Origin of the sequence: Pseudomonas sp. 13B_3.2_Bac1 (assembly GCF_025466205.1) — a bacterium.
Taxonomy (GTDB): domain Bacteria; phylum Pseudomonadota; class Gammaproteobacteria; order Pseudomonadales; family Pseudomonadaceae; genus Aquipseudomonas; species Aquipseudomonas fluorescens_H.
In genome coordinates this window covers 24,267-43,708 of record NZ_JANLOG010000052.1, presented here as the reverse complement: position 1 = coordinate 43,708, position 19,442 = coordinate 24,267, and the positions used below count along the sequence as shown (strand labels likewise).

At 60.1% G+C, this 19,442-nt stretch carries 20 protein-coding genes and 2 pseudogenes; 13 read left to right on the top strand and 9 right to left on the bottom strand.

Translation table 11 applies throughout. The annotated features are described in order from the left end of the window. Positions 1-15 precede the first annotated feature (15 nt). The 6 genes and pseudogenes from atuD (at position 16) to NTD85_RS08425 (ending at position 5,059) form a co-directional block, all read left to right on the top strand. Positions 16-1,173 (top strand): citronellyl-CoA dehydrogenase, encoded by a 1,158-nt coding sequence (atuD, locus tag NTD85_RS08445; protein WP_003226692.1) that lies wholly within the window; start codon positions 16-18, stop codon positions 1,171-1,173. After that, positions 1,170-1,967 (top strand): enoyl-CoA hydratase/isomerase family protein, encoded by a 798-nt coding sequence (locus NTD85_RS08440; protein WP_226501865.1) that lies wholly within the window; start codon positions 1,170-1,172, stop codon positions 1,965-1,967. The genes atuD and NTD85_RS08440 overlap by 4 nt, the downstream gene beginning before the upstream one ends. A gap of 118 nt (positions 1,968-2,085) precedes the next feature. Next, positions 2,086-3,562, top strand: a pseudogene (locus NTD85_RS08435) (acetyl/propionyl/methylcrotonyl-CoA carboxylase subunit alpha); the annotation flags it as partial. A 125-nt stretch (positions 3,563-3,687) separates the two neighbouring features. Continuing rightward, positions 3,688-4,047, top strand: a pseudogene (locus tag NTD85_RS27725) (acetyl-CoA carboxylase biotin carboxyl carrier protein subunit); the annotation flags it as partial. A 70-nt stretch (positions 4,048-4,117) separates the two neighbouring features. Further along, a complete protein-coding gene (locus NTD85_RS08430; protein WP_003226699.1) occupies positions 4,118-4,660 on the top strand; it encodes an exonuclease domain-containing protein in 543 nt (180 codons plus the stop codon). Between the two features lie 114 nt (positions 4,661-4,774). After that, on the top strand, positions 4,775-5,059 hold the full coding sequence (locus NTD85_RS08425) for a pyrimidine/purine nucleoside phosphorylase (RefSeq protein WP_003226701.1): 285 nt from the start codon (positions 4,775-4,777) through the stop codon (positions 5,057-5,059). 72 nt (positions 5,060-5,131) lie between these two features. On the opposite strand, the gene NTD85_RS08420 is transcribed toward NTD85_RS08425, so the two are convergent. Both NTD85_RS08420 and NTD85_RS08415 read right to left on the bottom strand, forming a co-directional pair. Next, positions 5,132-5,938, bottom strand: a complete 807-nt coding sequence (locus tag NTD85_RS08420) for an MOSC domain-containing protein (protein ID WP_003226703.1) — start codon at positions 5,936-5,938, stop codon at positions 5,132-5,134. 191 nt (positions 5,939-6,129) lie between these two features. Continuing rightward, positions 6,130-7,065: a chemotaxis protein CheV gene (locus NTD85_RS08415; protein WP_003226705.1), complete on the bottom strand. Its 936-nt coding sequence runs from the start codon at positions 7,063-7,065 to the stop codon at positions 6,130-6,132. A 454-nt stretch (positions 7,066-7,519) separates the two neighbouring features. Between NTD85_RS08415 and NTD85_RS08410 the strand changes: the two genes are divergently transcribed. From NTD85_RS08410 to NTD85_RS08400, 3 genes are all read left to right on the top strand, one after another. Then, positions 7,520-7,990 (top strand): hypothetical protein, encoded by a 471-nt coding sequence (locus tag NTD85_RS08410; protein ID WP_103483810.1) that lies wholly within the window; start codon positions 7,520-7,522, stop codon positions 7,988-7,990. A gap of 491 nt (positions 7,991-8,481) precedes the next feature. Beyond that, a complete protein-coding gene (locus NTD85_RS08405; protein ID WP_003226710.1) occupies positions 8,482-9,375 on the top strand; it encodes a sensor histidine kinase in 894 nt (297 codons plus the stop codon). Beyond that, positions 9,372-10,031, top strand: coding sequence for a response regulator transcription factor (locus NTD85_RS08400; RefSeq protein ID WP_003226712.1), 660 nt, complete (start codon positions 9,372-9,374; stop codon positions 10,029-10,031). The genes NTD85_RS08405 and NTD85_RS08400 overlap by 4 nt, the downstream gene beginning before the upstream one ends. On the opposite strand, the gene yegS is transcribed toward NTD85_RS08400, so the two are convergent. Next, on the bottom strand, positions 10,015-10,932 hold the full coding sequence (gene yegS / locus NTD85_RS08395; RefSeq protein ID WP_262141933.1) for a lipid kinase YegS: 918 nt from the start codon (positions 10,930-10,932) through the stop codon (positions 10,015-10,017). The genes NTD85_RS08400 and yegS overlap by 17 nt on opposite strands. A 318-nt stretch (positions 10,933-11,250) precedes the next feature. Between yegS and NTD85_RS08390 the strand changes: the two genes are divergently transcribed. Continuing rightward, positions 11,251-11,559 (top strand): hypothetical protein, encoded by a 309-nt coding sequence (locus NTD85_RS08390; protein ID WP_177434688.1) that lies wholly within the window; start codon positions 11,251-11,253, stop codon positions 11,557-11,559. 58 nt (positions 11,560-11,617) lie between these two features. Here NTD85_RS08390 and glp read toward each other — a convergent pair whose 3' ends face one another. Together glp and moaB are read right to left on the bottom strand one after the other, a co-directional pair. Beyond that, positions 11,618-12,844: a gephyrin-like molybdotransferase Glp gene (gene glp, locus NTD85_RS08385; RefSeq protein WP_262141932.1), complete on the bottom strand. Its 1,227-nt coding sequence runs from the start codon at positions 12,842-12,844 to the stop codon at positions 11,618-11,620. Continuing rightward, complete coding sequence (gene moaB / locus NTD85_RS08380) at positions 12,828-13,367, bottom strand: molybdenum cofactor biosynthesis protein B (protein ID WP_262141931.1); 540 nt, start codon at positions 13,365-13,367, stop codon at positions 12,828-12,830. Before moaB ends, glp begins: the two co-directional genes overlap by 17 nt. Before the next feature lie 82 nt (positions 13,368-13,449). On the opposite strand from moaB, the gene mobA reads away from it, so the two are divergent. Together mobA and NTD85_RS08370 are read left to right on the top strand one after the other, a co-directional pair. Further along, a complete protein-coding gene (gene mobA, locus NTD85_RS08375; protein ID WP_262141930.1) occupies positions 13,450-14,052 on the top strand; it encodes a molybdenum cofactor guanylyltransferase MobA in 603 nt (200 codons plus the stop codon). A 77-nt stretch (positions 14,053-14,129) separates the two neighbouring features. Beyond that, a complete protein-coding gene (locus tag NTD85_RS08370) occupies positions 14,130-14,351 on the top strand; it encodes a YgdI/YgdR family lipoprotein (protein ID WP_003226722.1) in 222 nt (73 codons plus the stop codon). A gap of 76 nt (positions 14,352-14,427) precedes the next feature. Here NTD85_RS08370 and NTD85_RS08365 read toward each other — a convergent pair whose 3' ends face one another. The 3 genes from NTD85_RS08365 to NTD85_RS08355 form a co-directional block, all read right to left on the bottom strand. Continuing rightward, complete coding sequence (locus tag NTD85_RS08365) at positions 14,428-15,318, bottom strand: pseudouridine synthase (RefSeq protein WP_262141929.1); 891 nt, start codon at positions 15,316-15,318, stop codon at positions 14,428-14,430. 80 nt (positions 15,319-15,398) lie between these two features. Beyond that, positions 15,399-15,716, bottom strand: a complete 318-nt coding sequence (locus NTD85_RS08360) for a transcriptional regulator (RefSeq protein ID WP_003226726.1) — start codon at positions 15,714-15,716, stop codon at positions 15,399-15,401. A gap of 144 nt (positions 15,717-15,860) precedes the next feature. Then, a complete protein-coding gene (locus tag NTD85_RS08355) occupies positions 15,861-16,097 on the bottom strand; it encodes a glutaredoxin family protein (protein WP_103483816.1) in 237 nt (78 codons plus the stop codon). Positions 16,098-16,298: 201 nt separating this feature from the next. Here NTD85_RS08355 and NTD85_RS08350 point away from each other — a divergent pair, with 201 nt between their 5' ends. Further along, positions 16,299-18,011 carry a cation:proton antiporter gene (locus tag NTD85_RS08350; protein WP_003226730.1) on the top strand — a complete coding sequence of 571 codons (1,713 nt, stop codon included), beginning with the start codon at positions 16,299-16,301 and terminating at the stop codon, positions 18,009-18,011. Here NTD85_RS08350 and NTD85_RS08345 read toward each other — a convergent pair. After that, complete coding sequence (locus NTD85_RS08345) at positions 18,008-19,216, bottom strand: ammonium transporter (protein WP_103483818.1); 1,209 nt, start codon at positions 19,214-19,216, stop codon at positions 18,008-18,010. The genes NTD85_RS08350 and NTD85_RS08345 overlap by 4 nt on opposite strands. Between the last annotated feature and the right edge of the window lie 226 nt (positions 19,217-19,442).

The window sequence follows — 19,442 nt, the reverse complement described above, 5'->3', positions numbered from 1 at the left end:
AGGAGAACAATAAAAATGATCTTCACCCCGGAACACGAAGCACTGCGCCGCACCGTCCGCCAATTCGTCGAGCACGAAATCAACCCGCACGTCGATGAATGGGAACAGGCCGGGCGCTTTCCGATCCACGAGATTTTCCGCAAGGCCGGCGACCTCGGGTTGCTGGGGATTTCCAAGCCGGAAAAATTCGGCGGCATGGGCCTCGACTACAGCTATTCGATTGTCGCCGCCGAAGAGTTTGGCACCATCCACTGCGGCGGCATTCCGATGTCGATCGGCGTACAGACCGACATGTGCACCCCGGCGCTGGCCCGCTTCGGCTCCGATGAATTGCGCGACGAATTCCTCCGCCCCGCGATTAGCGGCGAGCAGGTCGGCTGCATCGGAGTCTCGGAAGTCGGTGCCGGCTCCGACGTCGCCGGGCTCAAGACCAGCGCGCGCAAGGACGGCGACGACTACGTGATCAACGGCAGCAAGATGTGGATCACCAATTCACCGAGTGCCGACTTCATCTGCCTGCTGGCCAACACCTCGGACGACAAGCCGCACATCAACAAGTCGCTGATCATGGTGCCGATGAACACCCCGGGCATCAGCCTCAGCTCGCACCTGGACAAGCTCGGCATGCGCAGCTCGGAAACCGCGCAGGTGTTTTTCGATAACGTGCGTGTGCCGCAGCGCAACCGCATCGGCCACGAAGGCGCCGGGTTCATGATGCAGATGCTGCAGTTCCAGGAAGAACGCCTGTTCGGCGCGGCGAACATGATCAAGGGTCTGGAATATTGCGTCGACAGCACCATCGAGTACTGCAAGGAGCGCAAGACCTTCGGCAACGCGCTGATCGACAATCAGGTGATTCACTTCCGCCTCGCCGAATTGCAGACCGAAATCGAATGCCTGCGGGCGCTGGTCTATCAGGCCACCGAGCAGTATGTGAAGGGCCAGGACGTCACACGCCTGGCGTCGATGGCCAAGCTCAAGGCCGGACGCCTCGGTCGTGAAGTCAGCGACAGCTGTCTGCAATATTGGGGCGGCATGGGCTTCATGTGGGACAACCCGGTGGCCCGTGCCTATCGCGATGTGCGGCTGGTTTCGATTGGCGGCGGCGCCGACGAAATCATGCTGGGGATCATCTGCAAACTGATGGGCATCCTGCCGGGGAAAAAGAAATGAGCGCCCTGCCCGACTGCCAGACGCTGTTGCTGGAACAGCACGGCGGCGTGCTGCACATCACCCTCAATCGCCCGGAAAGCCGCAATGCGATGAGCCTGCAAATGGTCGCCGAGCTGCGTGCGGTGCTGGCGGCGGTGCGCGATGACCGCGGGGTGCGCGCTCTGGTCCTCAGCGGTGCCGGTGGACATTTCTGTGCGGGTGGCGACATCAAGGACATGGCCAATGCCCGTGCCCAAGGGGCCGACGCTTACCGCGAGTTGAACCGCGCCTTTGGAGCCCTGCTGCAAGAAGCTCAGGACGCACCACAAGTGCTGATCACCGTTTTACAGGGCGCAGTGCTCGGTGGTGGTTTCGGGCTGGCATGTGTCAGCGATATCGCAATGGCCGACCATCAAGCGCAATTCGGTCTGCCGGAAACCAGCCTCGGTTTGCTGCCGGCGCAGATCGCTCCGTTCGTGGTGCAACGCATCGGCCTGACCGAAACCCGTCGCCTGGCACTGACCGCCGCGCGCTTCGATGGCCATCAGGCCCGGCGGTTGGGGCTGGTGCATTTTGTCGAGCAGGATCCGCAAGCGCTGGCCGAACGCCTCGATGAAGTGATCGACCATGTTCTGTGCTGCGCGCCCGAAGCGAATGCGGCAACCAAAAAGCTGCTGCTGGCCAGTGCCGGTCAGCCTTCGAGTGAATTGCTGGATGAAGCGGCGCGGTGGTTCAGCGAAGCGGTGACCGGGGCCGAAGGGATCGAGGGCACCCTGGCTTTTGTGCAAAAACGTAAACCTGGGTGGGCCCCTTAAAAGCTTCGCGAGCAGGCTCGCTCCCACAGGTTTTGTGAACGATGCAAATTCCTTGTGGGAGCGGGCTTGCTCGCGAAGAGGCCAGCCAACCCACCGCCAAATACTCAGGAAGATCACCATGCCCGCCATCCACAAAATCCTGATCGCCAACCGCGGTGAAATCGCCTGCCGCATCCAGCGCACCGCCCAGGCCCTCGGCTATCGCACCGTTGCCGTATTCAGCGATGCCGACGCCAATGCCCTGCACGTGCAGATGGCCGATCAAGCGGTGAACATCGGCGCCGCACCGGTGCAACAGTCCTACCTGAACATCCCGGCGATCCTCGACGCCGCCCGCCGCAGCGGTGCCGACGCGATTCATCCCGGCTATGGCTTCCTCTCGGAAAATGCCGGATTCGCCCGCGCCTGCGCAGAGGCCGGCCTGACCTTTATCGGCCCCAGCGCCGACGCCATCGAACTGATGGGCAGCAAACGCCTGTCGAAAATCGCCATGCTCGAAGCCGGCGTACCGTGTATTGCCGGCTATCAAGGCGCCGCGCAGGACGACGCCACCTTGCTGCGCGAGGCCGAGCGCATTGGCTACCCGCTGATGATCAAGGCCAGCGCTGGCGGGGGTGGACGCGGGATGCGCCTGGTGCACAGCAGCGACGAGTTGCCGGCGCAATTGCGCACCGCCCGCTCCGAGGCGCTGAACGGTTTCGGCAGTGATGAACTGATCCTCGAACAGGCGCTGATCGAACCACGGCACGTTGAGGTACAACTGTTCGGCGATCATCGCGGCAACCTGATCTACCTCGGCGAGCGCGACTGCTCGGTGCAGCGCCGCCATCAGAAAGTCATCGAGGAAGCACCCTGCCCGGTGATGACCCACGAGTTGCGTCAGGCCATGGGCGAAGCGGCGCTCAAGGCTGGCCGAGCGGTGAATTACGTCGGTGCCGGCACCGTCGAGTTTCTGCTCGATGCCCGTGGGCAGTTCTACTTTCTGGAAATGAACACGCGTCTGCAGGTCGAGCATCCGGTGACCGAGTTGATCACCGGGCAGGATCTGGTCGCCTGGCAATTGGCCGTCGCCGAAGGGCAGCCGCTGCCGTTGACTCAGGATCAGGTCGCGCTGAACGGCCACGCCATGGAAGTGCGTCTGTATGCCGAAGATCCGACGCAGAATTTCCTGCCGCAGACCGGTCGTGTCCAGGCTTGGGAACCGGCAGTCACTCCGGGTGCGCGGATCGATCACGGCTTGCGCGAAGGTCAGTGGGTCAGCCCGTTCTACGACCCGATGCTCGGCAAACTGATTGCCCACGGCGCCACCCGCGAAGAAGCGCGGCGCAAACTGTTGCGCGCGGTGCAGGACAGCGTGCTGCTCGGCGTGCAGACCAATCAGCGTTTGCTGGTCAGCCTGCTGCAACATCCGCAGTTCATCAGCGGCGAGTTCAGCACCGCGTTCATTGCTCAGCACTTCACTGACCACCCTTGCCTGCACGCCTACGACCCCGGTGCGGAGGAACTGGCCATCGCCGCCGTGCTGTTTTATCAGTCTGGCGCGCGGGCGCATCGTGCGCCACTCAAGGGCTGGCGCAACAATGCCGGCGTGCCGCTCAATTACCGTCTCGGTGTGGAAGAACGGGACTGGACCTTGCAGCTGCTTGCGGACGGCGCTGGCCGATTCACCGTGAACGTGATGCAGCGCGCGCTGGCGCTGACCGTCATCGATTGCGACGAGCGCGCGGTGACGCTGGAAGTCGACGGCCTGCGCCAGCGTCACGCCTATCGGGTCGATGGTGCAGAACTCTGGCTGTTCACCCACCCCGGCAGCCTGCGCCTGGAGGATCGAACTCATGCGCTCATCAGCAGTCAGAGCAGCGTCAGCTCCGGCACACTCAAGGCGCCGATGGACGGTGCCATCGTCGATGTGCTGGTCAGCGAAGGCAGCCCGGTCAGCAAGGGTCAGTTGCTGGTGGTGCTGGAGGCAATGAAAATGGAGCATCCGCTCAAGGCCGGCATCGACGGCGTGCTCAAGCGGGTGCAGGTCAAGGTCGGCGATCAGGTAAAAAATCGTCAGGTTCTGTTGCAGGTCGAGTGAGTCGCCAGGCGCAAACGCGAGGTTTGACTACGCTCTGATCTATCAGGACGCGTAAATCAGGAAACCTGCGATGCCCCATTGGCTGGTCATTGATCTGGAAGCCACCACAGATGAAGGTGGCTGGCCGGTTACGGAAATGGAAATCATCGAAATCGGCGCGACGCTGGTCGATCGTGCCGGTCGCGAGCAGGATCACTTTCAGCGGTTCGTCAAACCGACCCGGCGGCCGTTGCTGACGCCGTTCTGTCGGGAGCTCACCCACATCACCCAAGCCAACATCGACGCCGCGCAGCCGTTGAGCGAGGTCTGGCCGGCGTTCGAACGCTGGCTCGGGCAACACCAGACGCGCCTCGAGGGCTGGGCCAGTTGGGGCGATTACGACCGCAAGCAATTGCTCCAGGAGTGGCAGCGCCTGCAACTCGACAGCGTATTGAGCCGGGTGCAGCACATGAACCTCAAACAGCGCTTTGCCAAGGCGCGGCGACTGGAACGACCGTTGGGCCTGAATGGCGCGCTGCAACTGGCCGGCATGCAGTTCAGCGGTCAACAGCATCGGGCCCTGGAAGATGCGCGCAACACCGCGCGGTTGCTGCCGCTGGTCTTGCCACTCTGAAGTCAGGGCGAGAACTCGCCGGACACACCCCGGGCAGGTGACGGCGCCGGGAGCCTTGTGCATACTGGCCGGCCCTTTTTAACCCTTTTAAGCCCCATTCAAGAGGAATCGCCCATGTTCAAAGTCAACGAGTACTTCGACGGCACCGTCAAGTCGATCGCTTTTGGCACCGCTGAAGGTCCGGCGACCATCGGCGTCATGGCCCCGGGCGAATACGAATTCGGCACCGCTCAGCGCGAAATCATGCACGTGGTCTCCGGCGCACTGACCGTAAAGCTGCCGGACAGCAGCGACTGGGAAACCTTCGCCGCCGGCAGCCAGTTCAACGTGCCGGCCAACAGCAAGTTCCAGCTAAAAGTCGCTGTTGATACCGCTTACCTGTGCGAATACCGCGGCTAAGCCCACGGCTTTTCCCGGTGCAAAAAAATGCCCGTGTCCATGGACACGGGCATTTTTCATTTCTGGCCTTGATTATTCGAGGATTTCCACCGGCATACCGACTTCCAGTCGCCCATTGCTGTCGTTGACCAGATTCTGCCCGAACATCGCGCCATCGGCCTGGGCGCGGTACTTCTGCAAGGTCGCCAGCGGTTCGCGATCGGCACTGCGCTCCCCGGTCTGCGGATCGATGGTGGTCAGGATGCAGCGCGAGCACGGCTTGACCACCCGGAATTCGACAGCGCCGATGCGAATGCGCTTCCAGCCATCTTCGGCGAACGCCGCACTGCCTTCGATCACCAGATTCGGCCGGAAACGCAACATCTCCAGCGGTCGTCCGACCTTTTGCACCAGATCCTGCAACGACGCCTCACCAATCAGCAACAGCGGGAAACCGTCGGCGAATGCCACCTGATCATCCTCGCGACCATAACCGGCCTGCGTCATGCGCGCGCGATCAAGTGGCACCTGCACCAGACGGGTCGGCTTGCCGATGAAATCGCTGACCCAGCGGGCCGCTTCATCACCGGCATCCGGCACGCGCAGGGTGTCACGCCAGATGGTCACGCCGCGCAGCTCAGCATCGTCCTCGGGCAACGGGATATCCAGCGCGGTGTGGTCGGGCGCACTGAGGGTCAGGCCGCCCTGCGCATTCCACAGCGCCGAGAGCTGGCTCATTTTCGCTTCGGCCCGTTGGGTCAGGAAGCGGCCGCTGGCCTCGTCTACCAGCATCCAGCGTCGGTCACCTTCCAGTCCAAGTTTATCCAGGCCAATCGATTGCAGAATCTCGGGCTTGCCGGATTTCAACGGGTAACGATAAAGCGCACTCAGACGCAGCATGTCCAGCTTCCTGATGGGCAAAAAAGCCACCCTATACGAGCTTTATCTGTGAATCAAAGGCAGAGTTCGGGCACTGCACGACAATGTAGGAGCTGCGGCACGCTGCGATCTTTTGACTTTGACTTTAAAGATCAAAAGATCGCAGCCTCGTTTCACTCGACAGCTCCTACAGGAGCGGTGTGGTGGTGTGATCAGGCTGGCACTTCATCGAGCATCAGGCGCTGACGCACCACATCGACCAGTTTGTCCGGCTGGAACTTGGAGAGGAAGTTGTCGCAGCCGACCTTCTTCACCATCGAGTCGTTGAAACTGCCGGACAGCGAGGTGTGCAGCACCACGTACAGGCCACGCAGGCGCGGGTCGTTGCGGATCTCGGTGGTCAGGCGATAGCCGTCCATTTCCGGCATTTCCGCGTCGGTGAACACCATCAGCAGTTTGTCGGTCATGTTCACCCCGGTATCGGCCCAGGCCTTGAGCATGTTCAGTGCCTTCAGGCCATCACTGGCGATGTGCATCTTCACCCCGAGCTGGCCAAGGGTGTCGCGCAGTTGCGACAGCGCTACGTTGGAGTCGTCCACCAGCAGCACTTCGCGGCCGCGGGCACGTTCCAGCACCGGATCGTCGAGCTTGTCACGCGAGACCTTGGCGTTGTACGGGACGATCTCGGCGAGGACTTTCTCGACGTCGATGATTTCCACCAGTTGATCGTCAACCTTGCTGATCGCGGTCAGGTAATGCTGGCGCCCGGCGCTGGTCGGCGGCGGCAGAATGGCTTCCCAGTTCATGTTGACGATGCGATCCACGCCACCGACAAGGAAAGCCTGCACCGAACGGTTGTACTCGGTGACGATGATGGTGCTGTTCGGGCCCGGCACCAGCGGACGCATGCCGATCGCCTGGGACAGGTCGATCACCGGCAGCGTCTGGCCGCGCAGGTTGACCACGCCGCAGACAAACGGGTGGCGCTGCGGCATCAGGGTCAGCTTCGGCAATTGCAGAACTTCCTGAACCTTGAACACGTTGATCGCGAACAATTGGCGTCCGGCCAGTCGAAACATGAGAATTTCCAGGCGATTCTCACCCACCAGTTGCGTGCGTTGGTCTACCGTGTCGAGAATGCCGGCCATCAATGACTCCTGGGCTTGTTCTGATGAATTCACTATTGAGGGGTTATCGGCTGTTTATGGCGATTCTTGATCCCCACAGAAATCAGTATCAAAATGCCATACACAGGCATTGATGTCACATTAACATCATGGTTTACTGGCTCGGTGTTTTCATCTGCTACATTCTCTTCTGGCGCGACCACGGTTGGCGTCACAGGTTCCCGCGTGTAAGGGAATCCCCTAGTAACAATCAGGCCCAACCTGATGTTCGCAATATCCAATAGCCATTAATGTGACGCCATTCTCATTGCATGAACGGAGTCAGGCTATTGTGTGCGATCGCAGGTCAGTGGAACCTTACCCTCTGGAAAACCTCAGCCAGTGCACTTGCACGGTGGGGCGCGATCTCCCGACGATTCATGATCGTCGACACACACGGCATTCCCTCATCAGACATGACGCTGTGGAGATAAGCATGCCAATCGACCGCAAAGACTGGGCACAACGCTTCCCCGAATTTCTCGTCGAAGCTGAAACACTCCTGGCCAAGTCCGAAGAATGCCTGAGCCACCTGCAACTGATCAGCAACGACAAGGACGCCATCGACTGCATGCGCAGCACCCTGCTCAAGCTTGCGAGCCGTGCAGAAGCGTTGGCACTGGAGGCGATTTCCGAGTTTTCCCTGCATATTCACAGCCTGCTCGACCACGCGCCGGAACATATCGACCTGCATGCACAGGCTCTGGATGCGCTCAAAGACTGTTTCACCCTGATGGCCTGGCAAATCGAACTGGTCGATCAGAACACTGGCCAGTTGAGCCTGGACGCCAGCGAACAGACCTCCCTGATCGAAGCCTTCGCGTTCCAGGTAGGTCAAGGTGAATTTCAGCCGTCACTTGCGACTCAACCGTTGTCACTCATGTCTTATTCGGAACGGCAGGCCTGATTCAGTGCTGAAATTGCACGAATCCAGATAGCTGATCCGCACCGCTGAATGTCGCAATTGAATAGTTCATACCTGCCAGCGACAAACCGAATTAAATAATCACACCTGACACCAGCGGAAATTTTCCTGCGGCCTCAGGGTTTGCCTGTGTCCGTGTAACGATCAACTTCGAGCAACATCGATATCTATCGAACACAATAAAGCGACTTTTCCATTATGGAACTCACGTCCAACATGGCCTCTTTCATGACTCAATGGACATATATGGCAAACGCGACCAACGGTATCTTAAGTGGTATTATGCCGGCCATTAGTTGCTTTCAATTTAATGGCACAGTGATTCAGTGACAGGCATCCATCGAAGTTTGCGGTCAAATGTCGTTCACTGACCCCGGTTAAAATCAATAACATAATTGACAGCATTTTCAGACAGAGATCCGCCCGCCACCGGCCGGTCTGCCCGCAGCGAACATCTATTGGCTCCATCCGTTATGTACGCCAGCCTCAAGTCAATCACCACATGGCCACCCTCCCGGGAAAATGCACGCCGGTTCACGCTCATATTGTGTGTCAGCGCAGCCGTTGGCAGCTTGCTGACCTACGGTTTTTCGGCGCCACTCTCACTCGGTCTGCTGCTGTTGAACATCGCCGCCACCGCTTGTGTCTGGGTGCAATATCGGCTGTCACGCAAATCGATCAAGTTCCAGCCTCAGGAGCTCGCCGACCGCTTGCTGGAAGTCCAGGAAAACGAACGGCACCGGCTCAGCCGCGAACTGCACGACGATATCGGTCAGTTGCTGACGGCGGCCAAGCTGCAAAGCGAATGGCTGAAAAGACGTCTGCCGCAAGACCTGCAAGAGCAATGCTCGACACTCTGCGAAACCCTTGAGGAAACCCTGAACAAGGTGCGCGACGTGTCAGCTATCCTCAATCCGCGCCAACTGACCAGCCTCGGGCTGGAGGCCAGTCTGCGTGCGCACTTGCTCAAGACTCTGGCCAACACGCCGGTGCACTGGAGCCTCGATTGCCAGCAGCGGCTCAACGGGATTCCCGAAGAAATGGCAGTCGCCGCCTTTCGCATTGCCCAGGAAGCGGTCACCAACATTCTGCGTCACGCGCAGGCCAGCAACCTGTTGATCCGCGTGCAACGACTGCCGCAAGGCCTGACGTTGTTGATCAGTGACGATGGCCAAGGGTTTGCGCCTGCTGCGGATCCGGGGCGGGAAGGACAGCGCGGCATGGCCGGGATGGCCGAAAGGATCGAACAGTTGGGCGGCACGCTGAACGTCATCAGCGAGCCGGGCAAAGGTACTCAAATCGAAGCACTATTCCCCTGGGCGCCCCGTGCACTCGAGCGGGCCAGTACGAATAAGGTTATGCGTTGACTTGTAACTTACTTCTGGTGGATGACCACTCGCTGATCAGGGCCGGCGTGCGTGCTCTGGTGCTCGACATTCCCGGTTACGCAGTCGTTGGCGAAGCCAGCGATGGCTCGCAGCTGCTCGAAATGGTCGAGCAACTGGTACCCGATATCGTGTTGCTGGATATCTCGATGAAGGAAACCGGAGGCCTGGAAGCCCTGCAACGGCTCAAGCGCGTGCGGCCACAAAGCAAGGTATTGATCCTGTCGATGCATACCGATCCGGCGCTGATCATGCAGGCACTGGAATCCGGGGCGCACGGTTATCTGCTCAAGGACACGACGGCCACCGAGCTTGAACATGCCCTCGAAGCCCTGCGCAACAACGAACGCTACCTGAGCCCGGCGATCGCCCACACCGTGATCAATCAGGCACTGACCCGCACGCAGAAAAACCAGCCGGAAGTGGCCGACTCGCACAACCTGACGGCACGCCAGCTGGAGATCCTGCGGTTGATCGTACGCGGCAAATCCACCCGGGAAATCGCCAACGGTCTGGGCCTGAGCATCAAGACTGTCGAAACCCATCGTTCGCAGATCATGAAACGCCTGCAGATCTACGACGTGGCGGGCCTGGTACTGTTCGCGGTACGCGAGCAGATCATCAGCCTGGACGACTGACCGACCGGGCACTGCCCAACAGCGGCGAATGCTCGGGCAAGTGCACCCGCAATGCTCCCGGACGGGCCTCGAAGCGCAGGCTTTCGCCTGTCAGCGGCTCGCCGTCAAGATTGATGCTCAAGCCCTCAGCGACCTTGATTTCAACCCAGGGCAAGCGGGCGCGCACAAACATGTTATCGAGGCCGAAACCATCGCTGAGCAGATTCTTCAGCGTGCCCACCAACTCCTGTGGCGCGGGCAGAATGCTGATGTCCAACAGGCCATCATCCGCCAGCGCCTGCGGGCACAATACGTGTCCACCGCCCGCCTGGCGGCCGTTGCCGATACCCAACGCGAGCAGCTCGCCACGCCAGTGAAAGTCCGGCCCCTGCAGTTCGCCATAGGCCGCGTGCAACTCACTGAAGCGCGATAAACCGGTGAACAGATAGGCGGCCCCACCCAACACTTTTTTCAGATCCTCGGACGTATTGGCCGTCACCTGGCTACCGAAACCACCGGTGGCCATGTTGAGGAAAATCTGCCCGCCAACTTCGCCCAGATCAATATCACGCGGCGGTACATCGAGAAGCTCAAGTGCCTCGGCCGGCTCCAGCGGGATCCCCGCCGCGCGGGAAAAGTCGTTGGCCGTGCCCAGCGGCAGCAGCACCAGACTGGCCTTGTGCGCATGCGCCGCCAGGGCTTCAGCGATATCCCGCAACGTACCATCACCACCCCCGGCGATGATCTGCCGATAACCGCCTGCCAGTGCCTCCTCCACCAGACGCTGAGCGTCACCCGCCTCCCAGGTCAGACGCACTGCCAGCTCCCAGCCCTGCTCGCGCTTTGCTTCGACGGCGGCGCGCACCGCCTCATTGAGTGCCTGCTTGCCATGCAAAATCAACAGCGCCCTGCGCTCACTCATAACGGTCACTCCCCACGGTTGAATCGGTATGAAACATCTTGACCTCTGGCACCCGCAAAAAAGCCATGGCAATTCCATTTAATTCAAACGATTGCCTGTTGCAGTCCTACACAGCGGTATTTTTTCTTACGATATGTGAGGAATCGGCTCAATTGACCAGACTCGATCATTGATTCACCGTGTGCAGGTGGTATCAATCTTCGATTTAACAACACAAGGACGTGCAGGTAATGAGTGGATACACCCTCGGTGCTGGTGACAGTTGGAATGACGGGAAGGCCAGCGCGCTTACATTTGAAACAGCCGATGGACATTTCCATGTCCAGCCATGAAGCCAAAATTCCAACTAGTCCGATTGTCCCTCTCGGTGAAAGTCGCACCAGTCACAAATCCGATTTCAAAAAAAACGCCAGAACCGCTGGAGAAGTTGATATGGAACCGCGCGTGACCGAACTGGAAACCCACCTCAAATACATTCGTCGCGATATGGACGAAGTCCGCGGGGATGTAAAGACCATCAAGCACCGTCTCGCCTATTCGGCGGGTGCTACGGCGGTGGTCTTGGGACTGTTGGGATGGGTTGCCAACAGCCGGTTCGATCAGTTGGTCACACTGATGAGCCATTGACGGAAGAAATGCAGGCATCGACGCGGTATCGGTCGAGCCTGCAGTCACCAGGCGCGGATCAGCCGAGCAGGTCGCTCAATGGAATGAACCCAACCTCATCGCCTTCTGCCAGCGTACGGCCTTCCAGCACTTCTACCAGGCCATCCGCCCAGGCAGCACTGCGCAGCACACCGGAACTTTGATTGCGGTAAATGACTGCCCGCCCCTGTTCGAGTCGACCGCGCAAGTATTCGCGCCGATTGCCGGCCACAGGCCAGACGAAACCTGCCGGCACCGTAAACTTCAGAGGCTCTGAATCCTGTACGCCCTGACGCCTCAACAAATAGGGCCGCGCGAGCAGAGCAAAGGTCACCAGAGTCGAAGCAGGGTTACCCGGCAGGCCGATGACCGGCACCTTGCGAAAATGGCCGAAGGTCAGCGGTTTGCCCGGTTTGATTGCCAGTTTCCACAGCGCCAGCTCGCCCTCTTCCCTCAACGCGATGCCAAGAAAATCCGCTTCGCCCACCGAAACGCCGCCGGTCGACAGAATCAGGTCGACATCCCGCAAGTCGCCCAAACGCGCCCGCGTAGTGGCCAGATCGTCCGGAAGAATGCCGGCATCAATCACCTCACAACCCAGGCGCTGCAACCAACTGCACAACACCACCCGATTACTGTTGTAAATCTGCCCCGGCCCCAACGGCTGACCCGGCTCGACCAGTTCGTCGCCGGTGGACAGCACCGCAACTCGCACCTTGCGTACAACATTCAGGCCGGCACACCCCAGCGACGCCGCCAGACCTTGCTCGATCGGTCCCAGTCGGGTACCTGCCGCCAGGATCAACTCACCGACAGTGGTTTCCTGCCCCTGCGGGCGAATGTTCTGACCGACACTCATGGTTTCGATGAAGCGGACGCTGCCGTCGGTCAGAACCTCGGCGTTCTCCTGCATTTCCACGCAATCGGCCCCGGCTGGCACTGGCGCACCGGTGAAGATCCGCGCGCAGGTACCGGGCTTCAATGGCTCAGGCGCCTGCCCGGCGAACACTTTCTGGCTGACCGGCAGCGGTTCGCCGGTCCAGTCCGCCAGATTCAGGGCATAACCGTCCATGGCGCTGTTTGGCCAGGGCGGCAGATCCAGAGTCGAAATCAGGTCGTCGCCCAGCACCCGCCCCTCTACTTCAGCCAACGGCAGAAACTCGCGCTCGACAATCGGCGAAGCGTCAGCCATTTCCAGCAGGCGGGCCAGCGCTTCCTCGACAGGCATCAGACTGCCAGTCTTGCCCGGCTTACCCACGGGATTCACAAGGCGCTGCCTGTTTCAGGTGAGGTACGAAATTGCATGGGCGATGCCGAGAGTCCAGCTGTTCGGCGAGAATCCCGTCCCAACCGGTGCGCACCGCATTGGTTGAACCTGGCAGGCAGCACACCAGCGTGCCATTGGCCAGACCGGCCAGAGCTCGCGACTGCACGGTTGATGTACCGATATCAACCACCGAGATCTGGCGGAACAGTTCACCGAATCCGTCAACCTGCTTGTCGAGCAGACAAGCCACGGCTTCAGGCGTGCTGTCACGCCCGGTAAAACCGGTGCCGCCGGTAATCAACACAACCTGCACCACGTCCTCGGCAATCCAGTGGGCAACTTGCGCGCGGATCTTGTACAGATCATCTTTGAGCAGGACCCGCTCGGCCAGACGGTGGCCGGCAGCGGTCAGACGGTCGACGAAGACCTGGCCTGATGTGTCGGTTTCCAGGGTTCGGGTGTCGCTGACAGTCAGCACCGCAATGTTCAGCGGTGCAAAAGGTACATCGGCCTTGGCTTTCATTAGGCTCGTCCAGTTGTAGGAGAAACAGCCCGGTGTTATATCACAGCGCCCGAATTTTTCGCCGCCCTGCTGGAGAGCTGCCATGACCTCGAATACGCCATTGCCACCTTGTTCCATTTTGCTCCTGGCAGGCGGACGCGGCCAGCGCATGGGTGGCCAGGACAAAGGGCTGATCGAGTGGCAGGGTCAGCCGCTGATTGCGCACTTGCAGCGCAAGGTCCGGCCGCTGACTGACGATCTGATCATCTCCTGCAATCGCAATCGTGAGCGTTATGCCGCGTACGCCGATCAATTGGTCAGCGATGAAGAGGGCGATTTTCCCGGTCCTCTGGCCGGTATCCTTGCCGGACTCAAAGCCGCCCGCCTGCCGCACTTGCTGGTGCTGCCCTGCGATGTGCCGCGAATCGACGCTGCACTGCTGCAGGACATGCGTGAAACCGCGGGCCGGTTTCCTGAGAAACCTTTAATGCTGCGTCACGATGACCATTGGGAACCGCTGCTGTGTGTGATTCCGGTCGCGCTGCTGCCCGTGTTCGAAACCGCCTGGAATACCGGCGAACGCAGCCCTGGCCGGGTCATGCGCAACCTCGGCGCGACGGCCCTGCAATGCCCCGACAATGACCCGCGACTGGCCAACCTGAACACCCCCGAACTGTTAAATGCGCATAACACTGTGTCAGACTGACAGCACTCAAGGAACTCTCACGCCTTGTACACGTCTCAAGCTCAGTAACCAAAGTATTCCCATTCGGAGACACACCCATGACTCAACGGACCCTCGCCACTTTCATGCTCGCACTGGGCCTGGCAACTCTCGCTGGTTGCTCGTCGCCAACAGTGATCACCTTGAATGACGGTCGCGAAATCCAGGCCGTCGACACCCCGAAATACGATGAAGATTCGGGCTTCTACGAGTTCAAACAACTCGACGGCAAAGAGACCCGCATCAACAAGGATCAGGTTCGTACCGTTAAAGAGCTGTAAGCTTTACGTCGACACCGGATACAGAAAAGCCCGCATTAATGCGGGCTTTTTCATGGGAGCGGGAAAGTGAATGGCGTCACCACTGCAGGGTGATCTGACTTTCGAACTCGCGTTTTTCGCCGGTCACCGGGTCGACAAACCGCAGCCCCTGTGCCAACAGCTTCAACGGATTGGCATAGTCATCCTCAACGTCTTTCAACACATCCGGGTAGAACGGATCATTACAGATACTCGCCCCTAGCGCGGTCATATGCACCCTTAGCTGATGCTTCTTGCCCGTCACCGGGTACAGGCCGTAGCGCCACAGATCACCATTCTTTTCCCGGACTTCCACCGCCGTTTCAGTATTGGCGACACCTGGGCCTTCCTGCATGCGGAAGAACGGTTCGCCGTCGATCAGGCGACTTTTGTGCACCAGGGGAAATTCCAGTTCCGGCAGCGCACGGGCGATCGCTTCATAACGTTTATCGATCTGCCGGGTCGGGAACAACGACTGATAAGCCGAGCGGGTTTGCGGGTTGGCGGAAAAGATCACCAGCCCCGCCGTGTGCCGGTCAATGCGGTGCAGTGGCACCAGATGCGGATTATCGAGGCGACGGATCAGACGGCGCAGCAACGTCTGCTCGACGTATTCACCGGCCGGTGTCACCGGCAGAAAATGCGGTTTGTCCGCCACCACCAGATGCTCGTCCGCATACAGGATCGACTCGAGCACCGGAATCGGTTTTTCATCCGGCACTTCGCGGAAGTAGTGAATGCGCAGGCCTTCCTTGTACGGCAGATCCACCGCAATCGGCTGCCCCTGACCATCCAGCACCCGGCCCCGGGCGATTCTGTCCAGCCATTGCTCGCGGCTGATCGCACTGAAATGCTCACACAGGCAATCCAGCACGGTAAGCCACGCCCCCGGAGGCAGGTAAAGGGTGCTGGCCTGATTCTGAGCAGCGGAAAATGTTGGTGTGGACATACGGAAATTCGAACCCTCAATGCAGGCCGGCATTATCCAACACTGAGCGCAACGAACCTAGCGCAGAATCTGCGGCCCGCTCAGGCCGGAATCGACTTGAGCGCCGCGGCTTCGGTGAACTCCTTGAGCCAGCGCAGCACATCGACCGCCTCCCAGCGCCCCGGGTCATACAAGGCGTACAGCAAGCCCTGATAACCGACCACATCCAGCTGCTTGTGATAACCGGCACGCTGGAACAGCGCCTCGATCTCGGCAAAACAGGTGTTGAAATGCAGTTTGTTGAAAGGCGTCTTGCCCTCCGTGACCAGCCCGTCCAGGCGCAACTCGAGGACCGCCTCGCGCACCACGTCAACCGACATCCGGTTCACGCTGTTCTTCAACTGTTCGACATTGACCACGGTTCGTCCCTCTGACTGCCGGATTCACCTGCTCACGTCATCAAAAGCAGCAGGCCTTTCCAATTACTGTATGAACATACAGTAACCGAATAAACCCTAGAGTGCCAAGGACTGCCTGTGCAGGAGTGACCAGCGGAACGAGGATCAACGCAGGAAAGCAACCACTTGATCGGCGTCGAAAGGCCAGTCCAACTCGGCCCCGGTATCAATTCGGCGCAGTACCGGAATTCTTAGCCCATAAGCCTCAACCAACGGCTCACTTTCAGCGATGTCCACCAGCTCCACCAACAGCCCATGCTCGACAAGCGGCATCAGTTCGGCCTCTGCCAACTCACACAAATGGCATCCCAAGGTGCCGAACAACTGACATTCAGGAGGCATGATCGCTCAACCGGAAAAGTGAGCGTTCATTCTAGGCCTGCCTCGAAAACCCGTCGAGCGACTGCTGCCCGAAGACCCGAACACGGCGGGAAACACGCAAAACCCTGACGCAAATCAGTCCACGGAAAAGCCAATCAGGCGATGCTCCCGGGCTTTTTGCCTCTACGCTTGAGAAGCCTGAGCCTGACATCGGAGTGTCTTGTGTTTGCCAACCTGTTGATCATCCTCGCCTCATCCCTGGTGATGATTGCCCTGTTCCGCCGCCTGCGTTTGCCGCCGGTGCTGGGCTATCTTTGCGTGGGCCTGATGGTGGGGCCGACCGCGTTCAACTGGGTCAACGAGAGCGAACACCTGCCGGACGTGGCCGAGTTGGGCGTGGTGTTCCTGCTGTTCTCACTGGGCCTGGAGTTTTCCCTGTCGAAAATGATCGCGCTGCGCCAGGTAGTGTTTCGCCTGGGCAGTCAGCAGGTATTGCTCAGCACCGGGGTGCTCGGGCTGGTGCTGATCCTGCTGGGCATGCCGCTGGCCCCGGCAATGTTGCTCGGCGCCGGGCTGTCGTTGTCGTCGACGGCGATTGTCACCAAGGAGTTGAGCAGCCTGGGCGAAGTGTTCAGCAGCCACGGGCAGAACGCGGTCGGGGTCTTACTGTTTCAGGACGTGGTCGCGGTGTTGTTGCTGACCCTGGTGCCGGTGTTCGCCGGGAGCAGCGCGCAAGCCTGGTATTGGGCCTTGCCGCTGACGCTGGTGAAGACCGTGGTGCTGTTTTTCGGTCTGTTGCTGGCCAGCCGCTGGCTGCTGCCACGGCTGTTCCATGAAGTGGCCGCGTCCCGCTCGGCGGAATTGTTCGTGCTGCTGGCGCTGGTGATTGTGCTGCTGACCGCATGGCTGACGCATCTGCTGGGCCTGTCCCCTGCCCTTGGCGCATTTCTGGCCGGGATGCTGCTCGGCGAGAGCCACTATCGCCATCAGATCGAGGCCGACATCCGGCCGTTTCGCGACATCCTGCTCGGGGTGTTTTTCGTCAGCATCGGCATGCTGATCGACCTGCAACTGTTCATCAGTCACAGCGTGCTGATTCTCGGCCTGACCCTCGGCCTGATGCTGATCAAAGGCACGGTCGTCGCACTCCTGATCAAGTGGCGCGGCAGCGATCATGAAACCGCCTGGCGCAGCGGCCTGGCCCTGGCGCAGGGCGGGGAATTCTGCTTCGCCTTGATGGCGCAGATGCAACAGAACCAACTGCTCCCTGCCGAGTTGGGCGCCCTGCTGCTCGCGGCCACCTTCTGCTCGATGCTGCTGACACCGTTGCTGTTGCGCGCCGCGCCGAAAATCGCCGCGCGCCTGCACCGCAAGCCGAACCAGGAGGCACAAATCGAGGAAATCAGCGCCCTCAATGCCGGTCTGGATCAACACGTGGTGATCTGTGGCTACGGCCGAGTCGGCCAGTCCATCGGCCGCTTCATGCGCAATGCCAATCAGCCTTATATCGCGTTGGACAACGATCCGGTGCGCGTGCAGGAAGCCGCGTCCGGCGAAAGCGAGGTGCATTACGGCGACTCGTCACGCGGCGACCTGCTGACCGCCGTCGGACTGTTGCGCGCGCGGCTGCTGGTGATCGCCGTGGATCAGAGCGATGTCAGCCTGCGAATTCTCAAGGAAGCGCGCCGGCTCAATGCACAGATCCCGATTCTGGTGCGCACCCGCGACGATAGCCAATGGGCTGAACTCAAAGCGGCCGGCGCCACCGAAGTGGTGCCGGAACTGTTGGAATCGAGCCTGATGCTCGCCTCCCATGCCTTGATCATGCTCGGCCTGCCGGCGCATCAGGTGCAGGAGCAGATCGATCAAGTGCGCATCGACCGCTATCGCCTGTTGCACGGGTTTTATCCCGGCGCCGAAGACAAGGAAGCCTAGTCCTGACTCACCGCGCCGATCTTGTGCAGCGACAGGTCGGCGCCGTAATACTCTTGCTCCTGACTCAAGCGCAGGCCGTGCAAGGCCTTGATCACACCGTAGACGACGAAGCCGCCGAGCAACGCCACCAACACACCCAGCGCGGTGCCGATCACCTGACTGATCAGGCTGACACCGCCGAGACCACCCAGCGCAGTCTGGCCGAAGATGCCGCAGGCGATCCCGCCCCACACCCCGCACAAACCGTGCAACGGCCAGACACCGAGCACATCGTCGATGCGCCATTTGACTTGTGCGGCGGTAAAGCACCAGACAAACAGCGCACCGGCAATCGCGCCGGTGACCAAGGCACCCACCGGATGCATCAGGTCGGAACCGGCGCAGATCGCTACCAGTCCGGCCAACGGACCGTTGTGCAGAAAGCCCGGGTCATTGCGCCCGACAATCAACGCCGCCACCGTGCCGCCAACCATGGCCATCAACGAGTTGACTGCAACCAGACCGCTGACGCCTTGCAACGTCTGTGCGCTCATCACGTTGAAGCCGAACCAGCCGACAATCAGAATCCACGAACCCAGCGCCAGAAACGGAATGCTCGACGGCGCGAACGCTACCAGACGCCCGTCGCGATAACGCCCGTTGCGCGGGCCGAGCAGCAACACCGCCGCCAGCGCCAGCCAGCCACCCATCGCATGCACCACTACCGATCCGGCGAAATCATGGAACGCCGCGCCAAAACGCGCCGTCAGCCAAGCCTGCAGACCGAAGTTGCCGTTCCAGATCATGCCCTCGAAAAACGGGTAGATGAACGCCACGATCAGCGCCGTTGCACACAGTTGCGGAACGAATCGCGCGCGCTCGGCAATCCCGCCGGAGATGATCGCCGGGATCGCCGCGGCGAAGGTCAGCAGGAAGAAAAACTTCACCAGACCGTAACCGTGATCGGCACTCAGCACCGCCGCCGGTTGCATGAAGGTCACCCCGTAGGAGATCCAATAGCCTATAAAGAAATAGGCCAGGGTCGAGACCGCAAAGTCACTGAGAATTTTCGACAGCGCGTTGACCTGGTTTTTCTGGCGAACCGTGCCGACTTCAAGAAAGGCGAAACCGGCATGCATCGCCAGCACCATCACCGCACCGATCAGAATGAACAACGTGTTGGAACTGTGAACCAGTGTGTCCACAGCGCTTTGCAGATTTTCCATAAAGAGGCAGACCTGAAGGCTAAAAAGGCACCAAAGCGGTTCGCGCGGACAATTCATGCACCAAGTTGCGACCGGTCGGTCTGCGCAGCGACGCTGCGATGAACCGCTTTGGCGCACAAGGTCGATGTCCTGACACGAACCAGGATTATTTGAGTTAAGGTTTTGCTGCATGTACGCCCGCCAACAGCGCACGACGGCGGCAGGACGCACCACGACATAGCAAAAG

Excerpts from the sequence above, each read along its gene's own strand:
- atuD (WP_003226692.1), top strand. The coding sequence starts at position 16 with ATGATCTTCACCCCGGAACACGAAGCACTGCGCCGCACCGTCCGCCAA.
- NTD85_RS08440 (WP_226501865.1), top strand. The coding sequence starts at position 1,170 with ATGAGCGCCCTGCCCGACTGCCAGACGCTGTTGCTGGAACAGCACGGC.
- NTD85_RS08430 (WP_003226699.1), top strand. The coding sequence starts at position 4,118 with ATGCCCCATTGGCTGGTCATTGATCTGGAAGCCACCACAGATGAAGGT.
- NTD85_RS08425 (WP_003226701.1), top strand. The coding sequence starts at position 4,775 with ATGTTCAAAGTCAACGAGTACTTCGACGGCACCGTCAAGTCGATCGCT.
- NTD85_RS08420 (WP_003226703.1), bottom strand. The coding sequence starts at position 5,938 with ATGCTGCGTCTGAGTGCGCTTTATCGTTACCCGTTGAAATCCGGCAAG.
- NTD85_RS08415 (WP_003226705.1), bottom strand. The coding sequence starts at position 7,065 with ATGGCCGGCATTCTCGACACGGTAGACCAACGCACGCAACTGGTGGGT.
- NTD85_RS08410 (WP_103483810.1), top strand. The coding sequence starts at position 7,520 with ATGCCAATCGACCGCAAAGACTGGGCACAACGCTTCCCCGAATTTCTC.
- NTD85_RS08405 (WP_003226710.1), top strand. The coding sequence starts at position 8,482 with ATGTACGCCAGCCTCAAGTCAATCACCACATGGCCACCCTCCCGGGAA.
- yegS (WP_262141933.1), bottom strand. The coding sequence starts at position 10,932 with ATGAGTGAGCGCAGGGCGCTGTTGATTTTGCATGGCAAGCAGGCACTC.
- NTD85_RS08390 (WP_177434688.1), top strand. The coding sequence starts at position 11,251 with ATGTCCAGCCATGAAGCCAAAATTCCAACTAGTCCGATTGTCCCTCTC.
- moaB (WP_262141931.1), bottom strand. The coding sequence starts at position 13,367 with ATGAAAGCCAAGGCCGATGTACCTTTTGCACCGCTGAACATTGCGGTG.
- mobA (WP_262141930.1), top strand. The coding sequence starts at position 13,450 with ATGACCTCGAATACGCCATTGCCACCTTGTTCCATTTTGCTCCTGGCA.
- NTD85_RS08370 (WP_003226722.1), top strand. The coding sequence starts at position 14,130 with ATGACTCAACGGACCCTCGCCACTTTCATGCTCGCACTGGGCCTGGCA.
- NTD85_RS08365 (WP_262141929.1), bottom strand. The coding sequence starts at position 15,318 with ATGTCCACACCAACATTTTCCGCTGCTCAGAATCAGGCCAGCACCCTT.
- NTD85_RS08355 (WP_103483816.1), bottom strand. The coding sequence starts at position 16,097 with ATGCCTCCTGAATGTCAGTTGTTCGGCACCTTGGGATGCCATTTGTGT.
- NTD85_RS08345 (WP_103483818.1), bottom strand. The coding sequence starts at position 19,216 with ATGGAAAATCTGCAAAGCGCTGTGGACACACTGGTTCACAGTTCCAAC.